The organism is Bacteroides sp. 3_1_23 (assembly GCF_000162555.1).
Lineage (GTDB): Bacteria > Bacteroidota > Bacteroidia > Bacteroidales > Bacteroidaceae > Bacteroides > Bacteroides ovatus.
Genome location: NZ_GG774952.1, coordinates 184869 through 198534 on the forward strand (window position 1 = coordinate 184869; position 13666 = coordinate 198534).

Annotated in this window: 5 protein-coding genes and 1 pseudogene; all 6 read left to right on the forward strand. The window is 40.1% G+C overall.

Annotation, left to right across the window (positions count from 1 at the left end; all coding sequences use genetic code 11):
• Positions 1-25: 25 nt before the first annotated feature.
• A pseudogene (locus HMPREF9010_RS10655) lies at positions 26-2469 on the forward strand (TIM-barrel domain-containing protein).
• A gap of 20 nt (positions 2470-2489) precedes the next feature.
• Complete coding sequence (locus tag HMPREF9010_RS10650; protein ID WP_032852768.1) at positions 2490-4466, forward strand: glycoside hydrolase family 97 protein; 1977 nt, start codon at positions 2490-2492, stop codon at positions 4464-4466.
• A gap of 134 nt (positions 4467-4600) precedes the next feature.
• The gene (locus tag HMPREF9010_RS10645) at positions 4601-7072 is read left to right on the forward strand and encodes a TIM-barrel domain-containing protein (protein WP_008649493.1); all 2472 of its coding nucleotides are present in this window, start codon (positions 4601-4603) and stop codon (positions 7070-7072) included.
• Positions 7073-7108: 36 nt separating this feature from the next.
• On the forward strand, positions 7109-8440 hold the full coding sequence (locus HMPREF9010_RS10640; RefSeq protein ID WP_004305128.1) for a glycoside hydrolase family 43 protein: 1332 nt from the start codon (positions 7109-7111) through the stop codon (positions 8438-8440).
• 217 nt (positions 8441-8657) lie between these two features.
• Positions 8658-10391: a glycoside hydrolase family 43 protein gene (locus HMPREF9010_RS10635; RefSeq protein ID WP_032852769.1), complete on the forward strand. Its 1734-nt coding sequence runs from the start codon at positions 8658-8660 to the stop codon at positions 10389-10391.
• Positions 10392-10511: 120 nt separating this feature from the next.
• Positions 10512-13661 carry a SusC/RagA family TonB-linked outer membrane protein gene (locus HMPREF9010_RS10630; RefSeq protein ID WP_008649495.1) on the forward strand — a complete coding sequence of 1050 codons (3150 nt, stop codon included), beginning with the start codon at positions 10512-10514 and terminating at the stop codon, positions 13659-13661.
• The last annotated feature ends 5 nt before the right edge of the window (positions 13662-13666 follow it).

Genomic DNA, 13666 nt, shown 5'->3' on the forward strand with positions numbered 1-13666 from the left:
TTAGAAACCTTATCATTCTATAATTATGAAAATACATCATCTATTTTGGGGTATATGTTTATGCTTCAGCACAAATATCTTATTCGCACAGAACTATCAGAAAACATCGTCCGGTATCAAAACCACTGTAAATGCAGTGGATATAGAAGTACAATTCTTTGCGCCTGCTGTGGCGAGAGTAATAAAGTCACCGGAAGGTGTTGCCTATGAAAAACAGAGTCTTTCTGTAATTGCCAAACCTGAAAAGGTGAGTTTCAAAGCTGATATACAAGATAATAAGATTGTATTGAATACCAGTGAACTAAGTGTCAGTGTGGACACCGGGACGGGAATTGTTTCTTATTTCTCAAAGGATGGCAAATCATTATTGGCAGAGAAATCCGGTATGCAGTTTATCGATTTCGATGATGCCGGGACAAAAACTTATCAGGTTTATCAACCTTTTATATTAGATAAGGAGGAAGCCATTTATGGTTTGGGACAATTGCAAAATGGAAAGATGATTCAGCGGAACATGACTAAAAATCTGATACAGGGAAATGTTGAAGATGTGTCACCTTTCTTCCAGTCCACTAAAGGATATGGTGTGTTTTGGGATAACTATTCGCCGACTCTTTTTACGGACAACGAAGTTGAAACATCTTTTCGTTCTGAAGTAGGTGATTGTGTAGACTATTATTTCATGTATGGGAAGGATGCCGATGGTGTAATAGCACAAGTACGCAGCTTGACCGGGCAAGCACCGATGTTTCCTTTATGGACTTATGGTTACTGGCAAAGTAAAGAAAGATATAAGAGCCAGGAGGAAGTGGTAGACGTTGTTCGTAAATATCGTGAATTGGGTATTCCCTTGGATGGCATTATTCAGGATTGGCAATATTGGGGGCATAACTATTTGTGGAATGCGATGGATTTTCAGAATCCGACTTTCAATAATCCTCAAAAGATGATTGAGGATGTCCATGCGATGAACGCACACATGGCTATATCTATCTGGTCGTCATTCGGACCGATGACCAAGCCTTATAGAGAATTGGATAAAAAAGGGATGTTGTTTAACTTCACTACCTGGCCGCAATCGGGATTGGAGTCATGGCCCCCAACATGGAATATCCTTCCGGTGTAAGAGTGTATGATGCTTACAATCCCGAAGCGCGTGATATTTATTGGAAATATCTGAATGGCGGAATTTTCAAGCTGGGAATGGATGCCTGGTGGATGGACTCTACCGAACCCGACCATTTGGACTGGAAGCCGGAGGATATGGATACCAAAACCTATCTGGGCTCGTTCCGTAAGGTGCGCAATGCTTATCCGTTGATGACTGTCGGAGGGGTTTACGACCATCAGCGTGAAGTGACTTCGGACAAACGTGTGTTTATTTTAACCCGTTCGGGATTTTTGGGGCAACAACGTTATGGTGCAAATGTATGGAGTGGTGATGTCGCTTCCACATGGGAGAGTTTTAGAAATCAGATTCCTGCCGGATTAAACTTTTCTTTGTGTGGTATGCCTCACTGGAATAGTGATATTGGTGGCTTTTTTGCAGGACACTATAATAAAAGCTGGAATGATGATAGTGCTTCAAAAAATCCATTGTATCAGGAGCTTTATGTGCGTTGGTTGCAGTTTGGAACGTTCAATCCGATGATGCGTTCGCACGGGACGGATGTTTATAGGGAAATCTATAAGTTCGGAAAGAAGGGTGAGCCTGTATATGATGCTATCGAGAAGATGATAGGTTTGCGTTACTCTCTGTTGCCTTATATTTATTCTACTTCTTGGGAGGTGAGCAATCGCCAATCGAGTTTTATGCGCGCTTTGATGATGGATTTTGTAGATGACAGAAAGGTGTGGGATATCAATGACGAATATATGTTTGGAAAATCAATCCTTGTAGCTCCGATTGCTCATGCACAATATACACCGGAAGCTGTGGTAAAAGTCTCCGAAGAAGAAGGATGGAACAGAGATGGAGTGAAAAAAGCAAAAACTGACGTTGCTGTGGATTTCATGGAAACGAAATCTACTAAAATATACTTACCGGCAGGAACGCTATGGTATGACTTCTGGACGAACGAGAAACACGAAGGCGGAAAGGAAATTACCAAAGAGACTACACTTGATGTTATTCCATTGTATGTAAAAGCGGGTAGTATTATTCCTGTCGGTCCACAAGTTCAGTATGCAACTGAAAAACCGTGGGATCATCTTGAACTGAAGGTGTATGCGGGTGCGAATGGAAACTTCATTTTATATGAAGATGAATTTGATAATTACAACTACGAAAAAGGCGTTTATACGGAAATTCCAATCTCGTGGAATAATACATCTTGTAAATTGACGATAGGAGCAAGAAAAGGTGCGTATGAGGGAATGTTGAAGAACCGTAAGTTTACTGTAACTCTCCAGGACGGGACTCAAAAAAACGTCGATTATAATGGAAAGGCTATTTCTGTAAAGTTTTGATTGTAATAGAATGTGTGATTATGCCAATAGAGAAGAATCTAAAAAGTAGAAATATGGTGAAGTTTTTTATAGTAATGGCTATGTTATTGGGTAGTAGTGTTGCAAGTGCAGAAAATAAACAGATGACAAGTCCTGATGGAAAGCTGGTAGTAACAGTCGCAGATATGGATGGAAGACCCTCTTATTCTGTTAGTTATGACAATGTTCTCTTTTTGAAACCATCTCCATTGGGGATGATTGCAAATATAGGAGATTTCTCATCGGGGATGTCGCTGGAGAAGAATGTTTCAACAAATAAAATAGATGAAACATACGAGTTGGCTTCTATTAAAAAGAGTAAGGTACATTATGTGGCAAATGAAGCTGTATTTTCGTTTACACAACAAGGGAAAACAATTTATGATGTTATATTCCGCATAAGTAATAACGATGTTGCTTTTAAATATAAGATGTATCCGCAAGGTGAGACACTAAGTTGCGTGGTTAAGCAAGAAGTCACAGGATTTGTGTTTCCTGACGGAACCACCACTTTCCTTTGTCCGCAAAGTAAACCGATGGGAGGATTTGCCCGTACTTCTCCAAGTTATGAGACGTCTTATACGGCAGATGATGTCGCAGGCAAAAATGGCTGGGGAGAAGGGTATACATTTCCCTGCCTATTCCGTAATGGAGATAATGGTTGGGTGCTTGTTTCCGAAACGGGAGTAAATGGTGGATATTGTGCGAGCCGTCTGTTGGGACACAAAGGAGGAGTGTATACCATTGGATTTCCGCAAGAAGGTGAAGCAAATGGGAATGGTACGGTTTCTCCGGGGATAGCGTTGCCGGGCGAGACGCCTTGGCGTACTATTACTGTGGGCAAGACTTTGGCTCCAATAGTGGAGACAACGGTTCCTTTTGATGTTGTAAAACCGCTTTATCAGGCAAAAGGAGAGTATACGTATGGCCGGGGTTCATGGAGCTGGATTATCGGTATGGATGGAAGTACTAATTATAAAGAGCAACTCCGGTATATTGATTTTTCGGCAGCAATGGGCTATCAGTCCGTGTTGGTGGATGCTTTGTGGGATAAGCAAATAGGGCGTGATAAAATTGAAGAATTGGCTAAATATGGGAAGGACAAAGGGGTAGCTCTTTATTTGTGGTATAATTCGAATGGGTATTGGAATGATGCACCACAAACTCCGAGAGGCATTATGGATAATGCGATAGCCAGACGTAAGGAGATGAAATGGATGCAAAGCATTGGTATCCGTGGAATAAAAGTTGACTTTTTCGGAGGTGACAAGCAAATGACTATGCAGTTGTATGAGGATATCTTGTCGGATGCAAACGAGTACGGTCTTTTAGTTATTTTCCATGGATGTACTTTGCCTCGTGGCTGGGAACGTATGTATCCTAACTTCGCATCGAGTGAGGCTGTATTGGCTAGTGAAAATCTTCATTTCTCTCAAGGCAGCTGTGATAATGAGGCTTTTAATGCCACCCTGCATCCGTTTATCCGTAACACTGTGGGTAGCATGGATCTTGGAGGTAGTGCATTGAACAAATATTATAATGCGGATAATGCTCCACGGGGAAGCCGGCGGGTGACATCAGATGTCTACGCACTAGCTACGGCGGTGCTATTTCAGAGTCCGGTACAGCATTTCGCTTTGGCACCGAATAACCTGACCGATGCTCCGTCGTGGGCTATTGATTTTATGAAAGAGGTTCCAACGACTTGGGATGAGGTACGTTTCATTGACGGTTATCCTGGTAAATACGTTATTCTTGCCCGTCGTCATGGCGACAAATGGTATATTGCCGGAGTAAATGCGCAGAAGGAAACACTGAAACTTAAAGTTAATTTGCCGATGTTCTCCAATGGGGAAAAGGTGAGACTATTTAGTGATGATAAGGTATTGCAGGGCGGTGTGAAACAAATAGGAATAGGAAAGAAACAAGAATTGCAACTATCTATTCCTTGCAATGGCGGAATTTTGATTGTTAAATAGTTTGCTGTGAAGAGGATATGGAAGCATATCTTTGATATTTATGTTTCGCAAAAGATAGATTTATAACAGTGTTGTTTATGAAAAAAGAGCATGGGTCAGAAAGTTTTGGTGTGGTATGGTTAATAATATTGTTGATGGCTTTAGCGAATACTTTCACAGCTTTTGCACAGGTTAAGCAGGCTACTGTTCTTGTAAATGGTATTTCTTGTGATTTGGAACAAGGCATATTAAAAGTAGAGTTTGTGACTCCGGATGTGGTAAGAGTTCAATATACGGGGGAAAATACGTTTATAGGAAACGGAACGGATGTTTGTTTGCCACGTGCAGTTGATAATCCTGTTCGTTGGGTATATACCCCAAATCCGGATTGTTATTTATTAAAATCGGATAGCTTGATAGTCAGAGTTGATTTAAGTACTGCTTCTATCACTTATTTGGATAAAGAGGGGGGATTATTATTGCAGGAAGATCAAAATATACCTCGAATCAGTGAAAAGAGAGTGACGAAGCAAGTCATATATGATGAACATTCAAAACATATAGAGAAAACTGCGGATGGTGATAAAGAAATAAAAAATGTTTTGCGTTATGATACCATAGGGCACACCTGGAAATATAGGATCAATTTTAAATGGCAACCGTTGGAGGCTTTATATGGGTGGGGAGCTCACATGGAAGACTATATGAATTTACGTGGTAAGGAACTTTATCTGTGCCAGCATAATTTGAAAGCTATGGTACCGGTGCTAAATTCAACAGCCGGATATGGATTATTGTTTGACGCGGGATGTGCCATGATTTTTAAGGATAACTCGGAAGGAAGTTTTGTCGAACTTGAGGCAGCTAAACAGATTGATTATTACTTTATGAAAGGTAAGACGATGGATGCTGTGGTTGCTAATTATCGTTTGTTGACAGGCAATTCTCCAATGATGCCTCTCTATCTTTTTGGATATATTCAATCTAAAGAACGCTATGTCAGTTCCGATGATTTAATTAATACCTTAAAAGAGTATCGCCAAAGGCAAATACCGATCGATATGATTGTACAGGACTGGAACTATTGGCCTGAAGGTCAATGGGGGAATATGAGTATGAATCCTAAATTCTATCCGGATAAAAGAAAACTGGCAGATGAAATTCATTCTCTACATGCTAAATTAATGATATCAATATGGCCGAATGCCATGAACTGTCCTCAACATGAGGAATTTAGACGAAAGGGATGGTTGTTAAGCGGCACCTCTGTCTATGATGCTTTTAATCCGTTGGCTAGAAAATTATACTGGAACTATGCGAATAATGAGTTTTTTGGTAATGGTTTTGATGCCTGGTGGTGTGACGCTTCAGAACCATTAGATGCTGATTGGACTTTTATGAAGGATGGTTATGGAGCGGATAATCATCGGCAACGTTGGGAGTTAAACACGAATTTGCTGAATAGTGTATTGGGGGCAGAGCGAAGCCAGTTGTATTCATTATATCATGCGAAGGGAATTTATGAGAACCAACGTTCTACAAATGAAGATAAGCGTGTTGTAAATCTTACCCGTTCTAGTTACGCAGGTCAACAACGTTATTCTACAATAACGTGGAACGGTGATACTTATGCAACTTGGCAATCTTTTGCCCAAATGATTCCTGCCGGATTAAATTTTATGGCTACAGGCTGCCCTTATTGGACAGTAGATATTGGGGCCTTTTTTACAAAAAATGGACCTCAATGGTTTTGGAAAGGCGACTATGATAAAGGAGTGGCTGATATGGCTTATCGGGAATTATACACTCGTATGTTTCAATATGGAGCCTTCTTACCGGTGTTTCGAAGTCATGGTTCCGATACTCCTCGTGAAGTATGGCGTTTTGGTAAACCAGGTGAGCCTTTTTATGATAGTTTGATTAAAGTGATTCATTTAAGGTATCGCTTACTTCCTTATATCTATTCTTTAGCAGGAAAGGTTCACCGTGAAAATTATACAATGACCAGAACACTTGCGTTTGACTTTGCCAAGGATATGCAGGTCGCTGATTTAAAAGATGAATTTATGTTCGGACCAGCTTTATTGGTTGCTCCTGTCACCAATCCTATGTATTATTCGGTGGATTCTAACCCTTTGGGAAATGTAGATAAGACGCGTCGTGTATATTTACCGGATGGAGCCGATTGGATTGACTTTTGGACCGGAAAAAAATATAAGGGCGGACAATGGATTGTCGCTGAAGCAACGATAAATGAAATTCCTCTATTGGTGCGTCAAGGATCTATCATTCCAATGGGGCCGGTTATGCAATATACCTCGGAAAAAACAGATGCAGAGTGGGAGATACGGGTTTATCCGGGAGCCGATTCTTCATTTACGGTCTATGAAGATGCAGGCGACAATTACAATTATGAGAAGGGGGAGTCTTCAAGTTTTGAAATAATTTGGAATGATAAAAATAACACATTGATAATCTCTGACCGGAAAGGTGGATATTCCGGTATGACTGTATCTCGCAAACTGAAGTTGGTAAAAGTTGATAGAAAGTCGGGAATAGATGTGACAGAAAGTATCAATGGAAAGACCATAGAGTATAGAGGAAAACAGCTGAAAATAAAAATGTAAAGTAGTAGAATCTAAAACCATTTAAAATAAAAGAATATGAGAAACTTAAAATTTTTAGGCATGTCGTTTTTGTTGGCAATGACTGCCGCTACTTCAGGAGTGGCACAAAATCCTATTATCCAGACAAAATATACCGCTGATCCGGCTCCGATGGTATATAATGATACCGTTTTCCTTTATACAACTCATGATGAGGATGATGCCGAAGGATTCAAAATGTTGGACTGGTTACTTTATACTTCCACCGATATGGTGAATTGGACCGATCATGGAGCTGTCGCTTCTCTGAAGAGTTTTGATTGGGTGAAACGTGATAACGGTGCCTGGGCAGAACAAGTCATCGAACGTAATGGCAAATTTTATATGTATTGTCCGATTCACGGTAATGGTATTGGCGTATTGGTCTCCGACTCTCCTTACGGCCCTTTTAAAGACCCTTTGAACAAACCGTTAGTTTGGCAAAAAGAGCATTGGGATGATATTGACCCTACTGTATTTATTGATGATGACGGACAAGCGTATATGTATTGGGGCAATCCGAATGTTTATTATGTGAAACTGAATGAGGATATGATTTCATATTCAGGAGAAATAGTAAAACTGGCTGATAGGCCGGAACATTATCAGGAAGGACCGTGGGTATATAAACGTAACGGTCATTATTATATGGCTTTCGCTTCTACTTGTTGTCCGGAAGGGATTGGCTATGCCATGAGCGACAAAGCTACCGGACCATGGAGTACAAAAGGATATATTATGCGTCCAACAGAGCGGAGTAGAGGAAATCATCCTGGAATTATCGATTATAAAGGTAGTTCTTATGTATTTGGCCTAAATTATGATTTGCTTCATTTGGAGACTTTGGATCATAAGGAACGCCGTTCGGTCTCTGTTGCAAAAATGCATTATAATCCGGATGGAACTATTAAGGAAGTTCCTTATTGGCAGGAGACGAAACTGGAACAGATTGAAAACTTTAATCCTTACCGTAGAGTGGAAGCTGAAACGATGGCTTGGGGATATGGTCTTAAAGCTGAAAATCATAAGAATGGTGGTTTGTATATAACCGATATTGATGATAATGAATATCTGTGTGTGCGTGGTGTCGACTTTGGCAAGAAGGGAGCAAAGAAATTCAGTGTAAGCGCAGCTTGTGTTGAAAAAGGCGGAATGATAGAAATTCGTCTGGACAGCACTGAAGGTCCGGTAATAGGCAGTGTCAGTATATCACCGACAGGAGGACTGGATATATATAAACAGATGTCATGCCGGATAAAGAATGCAAAGGGTGTACATGATCTTTATTTCTGCTTTAAAGGAGAGAAAGGAAACAAACTTTTCAATCTGGATTATTGGGAATTTGAATAGCTTTTATTCAAAAAAAATAAGATTGTAATGTGCTTATAATCAGTGTAATTATTAGGGCGTGCTACAAGGGGAAAGATAGATGTAACATTGAAAATGAAGATGTTATTTAGGAAAAGAAGCCCGTAACATAATTATGTTTGTAGTTTTATAAGCTGGCATATCTTTGCAGAAAAAGATCAGTAATTCATATTTGATTATAAAGAAAATAAGAGGTATTATGAAGAATACACAGGTAATACAATTAATGTCAATCGTCCGGTTCTCCATATTTATGTTGGGGATAACAATGATGTCATGTAACTCAAAGAAAGAACAACAATTATCGGCTATTGGAAAATCTGTGGCTCTCTTTGATTATTTTTCTTATAAGGGAAATGATGATTTCTATATTTCCAATCCTCTGTCAGGTGAAGACTATTTCTATAATCCTATTTTGCCGGGATGGTATTCTGATCCTAGTGTTTGTACAAATGGAAAAGGTGATTATTTTCTAGTAACATCTACATTCACTTATTTCCCCGGTGTTCCTATTTTTCACAGCAAGGACTTGGTGAATTGGAAACAGATAGGGCATGTGTTGAATCGTGCTTCGCAATTAGTGAATATGGAAGGGCAGAAAGTGAGTGGCGGTATTTTTGCTCCGGCTATTTCCTATAATCCGCATAATAAGACCTATTATATGGTGACTACCAATGTAGGGGCCGGAAATTTCTTTGTTAAGACACAAAATCCGTTTGGTGAATGGTCAGAGCCTGTCATGTTGCCGGAAGTTGGTGGTATTGATCCTTCTTTCTTTTTTGATGAAGATGGTAAGGCGTATATCGTGAATAACGATGAGGCTCCGGATAATAAGCCTGAATATAGCGGACACCGTACCATACGCATACAAGAGTTTGATGTGAAAACAGATAAGACGATCGGTCCCCGTAAAATTCTTGTAAACAAAGGAGCTCAACCGGCAGACAAACCAATTTGGATAGAAGGACCTCATTTATATAAAATAAATGGAAAGTACTTCTTGATGTCCGCCGAAGGTGGAACGGGAAACTGGCATTCGGAAGTGATTTTCCGTGGTGATTCTCCGATGGGTAAGTTTCTTCCATGGAAAAACAATCCGATTTTGACGCAAAGACATTTGAATTCTGACCGTCCTAATTCGGTAACCTGTGCTGGTCATGCAGACTTGATTCAAACAAAGGAGGGAGATTGGTGGGCTGTTTTTCTGGCTTGTCGCCCTATTAATAATCAGTTTGAGAATTTGGGACGTGAAACATTTATGATGCCGGTGAAATGGAGTGAAGACGGATTCCCGTACATGACACAAGGAGATGATTTAGTACCTATGATTGTAAAACGTGAAGGTGCGAAACGCGATACGACAGTTACTTATGGTAATTTCGAGTTAATAGAGAACTTTGATTCTCCTGTACTTGATATGCCATGGATGACTTTAAGAGCTTCTGCTTCCGATTTATATTCATTGACGGAAACGCCCGGATATCTGACCTTGAAGTGTGCAGATATTAGCGCTACGGAAAAGAAAACTCCGGCATTTGTTTGCCGTCGGTTACAACATCATAAATTTGAATGTGCTACCCGTATGTTGTTCAATCCTTCTAACGATAAGGAAACAGCCGGAATGCTGTTGTTTAAAGATGAGACGCGTCAATATTTCTTCTGCTTGAATAAAGTGGGTGAGAATAAAAATATTTCTCTGAAACAAATCGGTGAAAAGGAACAGACATTGGCTTCAGATGAAATAGACGCAGATACAAATGAAGTATATTTGAAATTAGTATCTCAAGGAATTGGTTACGATTTCTATTATTCTATTGATGGTGAAAAAAGCTGGAAACTGCTTTGTAAAGATGTAGCCCCTAGTTATCTCTCTACTACAACGGCTGGTGGATTTACCGGTACTACAATTGGATTATACGCTACTTGCAAATAATTATTTTTTTTATATAAATATAATGCTAGTAATTATGAGTGATATTTATAATGATGGCTAACGCACTTAAAAAAAGAATGATGATTAGAAAACAATGTAGTTAATTAACATCTTAAACTAATGGTAATGAAAAATGTAACGAAGAAAATTCAAAAGATTCCTTACTTGTTTCTCCTTATGTTGTTTAGTTTTGTAACAGCATCAGCACAGAAAGGGATAACGGTGAGGGGAACGGTTCTTGACAGTAATGGTGAGACAATCATTGGAGCCTCAGTAGTTTTAAAGGGTAATAATTCAATAGGTACGATTTCAGATATAGATGGAAATTTTGTATTGACTGTACCCAATGAGAAGTCTACCCTTATTGTTTCGTATGTAGGAATGAAACCACAGGAGGTAAAAGTGGTTTCCAAAGGTCTTTTTAAAGTGGTGTTGGAAGATGATACTAAACAACTGGAAGAAGTAGTAGTTGTAGGTTACGGACAACAGAAGAAAGCGAGTGTGGTAGGTGCTATCACGCAGACCACTGGAAAAGTATTGGAACGGGCGGCTGGTATTTCTGATATTGGTGCGGCGTTAACCGGTAACCTGCCGGGGGTTATAACGACTCAAAGTTCCGGTATGCCAGGTGAAGAAGAACCGAAAATCACAATACGTGGGACTAGTTCATGGAATAATAGTGACCCGTTGGTACTGGTGGATGGCATAGAACGTCCGATGAGCAGTGTGGATATTGCTTCTGTACAATCTATTTCTGTCTTGAAGGATGCTTCTGCAACTGCTGTTTATGGTGTGAAAGGTGCAAATGGTGTCATTTTGGTAACGACTAAACGCGGAACTGAGGGAGCTGCCCAAATAAATATAGCAGCCAATGCCACGATGAAGATACCTTCCAAGCTTCCTAATAAGTTGGATTCTTATGATGCTTTGATGGCGCGCAATATGGCTATTGAGCATGAGTTGAGCTTGTATCCGGATTCATGGTCGTACATAAAGCCGCAGGCAATAATTAATAAGTATCGTAATCCGGCAAATTTGGAAGAAGCGGAACGCTATCCGAATGTGGACTGGCAGGATGTATTGTTCAAAGACTATGCGATGTCCTACAATGCAAATGTGAATGTCAGCGGTGGAACTCGGTTTGTAAAATATTTCGCTTCTGTCGATTATGTGCATGAGGGGGACTTGTTCGATGTATTTGATAATGGGCGTGATTATAATTCCGGTTATGGATATGACAGAATTAATGTACGTAGTAATCTGGATTTTCAGATAACCAAGAGTACTGTTTTTAAGGTTAATGTAGCGGGCTCTAATGGATACAAGAAAACTCCTTATAATAATTCCAATTATGATAGCTCGGCCGACTGGTCGATTGCCCAGCAGTGGGCGGGGGCGTATAATATTGCTCCGGATGTATTTCTTCCAAAATATTCGGATGGTTCATGGGGATATTATCCGAATATTTCGAATGTTACCAATTCTGCAGAAAATGTTTCATTGGGAGGTACGATGACTACCACTACTACACAGATAACAACTGACTTTGCATTGGAACAGGATTTGAGCTTTATAACGAAAGGATTGAGTGCAAGGGCTATGGTTTCTTGGGATAATACTTTTGTAGAATGGAAGCGCGGTATCAATGACCTATATAACGACGCACAACATAAATGGATTAATCCGGATACAGGGGAGGTCAGTTATAAAAAGTCGTATGACAACAATACAGGTTTTGATTTTATGCAGGGTGTAATGTGGAATACGGAAGGTGGTGAAGTCAAGAATTGGGCGACACAGCGTAACCTTAATTATCAGGCACAGTTAAATTGGGCCCGTAGTTTTGGAAAGCATAATGTTACCCTTATGGGATTGTTCAGTCGTCAAGAAACGGCTACAGGAAGTGAAATTCCTCACTATCGTGAAGACTGGGCATTCCGTACTACTTATAATTGGGCGGATCGGTATTTTATTGAATATAATGGTGCTTATAATGGTTCCGAGAAGTTCAGCAAAGAAAATCGTTTTGCATTCTTTAATTCCGGTGCTATCGGATGGATGGTTAGTGAAGAACCGTTTATGAAATTCTTGAAAGAACGCAGAATTTTGGATATGTTGAAAATTCGTGCTTCTTATGGTGAAATCGGTGATGATAATGTAAAAACACGTTGGTTGTATATGAACCAATGGGCTTACGGCGGAACCTCGTCTTTGGATGTAGATCGTGGTGAAAGTCCATATACTTGGTATCGTGAATCAGCAGTAGGTAATTCTGATGTGCATTGGGAGAAAGTAAAGAAATTGAATTTTGGTGTTGATTACTCTTTTTTGGATGGTTTGTTTGCAGGTAGCGTGGAAGTCTTTCGTGATAAACGTACTGATATTCTGGTGGGTGGAAGCGATCGGGCTATTCCTTCTTATTTTGGTACTACAGCAGTTACTGCTAACTTAGGTAAGGTTAGAACCAAAGGTTATGAGTTGGAACTTCGTATCAACAAGACATTTTCCAATAAGATGCGCGTTTGGGCTAATATGAGCATGACCCATGCGGAAAATAAGATACTTGAAAAAGACGATGCTCCATTGTTGGCTGGGTATCAAAAGGTGGCTGGTTATGCCATTGGTCAGAATAAGGCATATATTGATAATGGATATTTGAATTCTTATGACGATGTGATTGGTAGCCCGCAGCATGATACAAACAATTCACAACGTCTTCCCGGAGACTATTATATTGTCGATTTCAATGGGGATGGTGTCGTCGACAGCAAGGACCAAGCTCCTTACGGTTACTCTGATACTCCACAGAACACATATAATGCTACTCTTGGCTTTGAGTGGAAGGGATTTAGTGCTTTTGTTCAGTTCTATGGTGTAAACAATGTGACTCGTGTCGTTCAGTTGACCAGTTTTGGCAGTCAGATGAATACGGTGTATGACCAGGGTAGCTGGTGGTCTGAGGCTGGCGATGCGGCCGATGTTGTAACTCCGCGCTGGTTGTCAAAGGTGAGCGGTTACAGTAATGGTACGCAATACTATTATGACGGTTCTTATATTCGTCTGAAAAATGCGGAGATAGCCTATACCTTTACAGATGGATGGGTGCGAAAACTCGGGGTGAAAAATTTGAAGATTTACTTAAATGGAAACAACTTATGGGTATGGTCTAAGATGCCGGACGACCGTGAATCGAATTTTGCAGGTTCGGGTAATCAAGGGGCGTATCCTACGGTGAAACGTTTCAACTTAGGTGTTAAATTTACATTATAATCAAA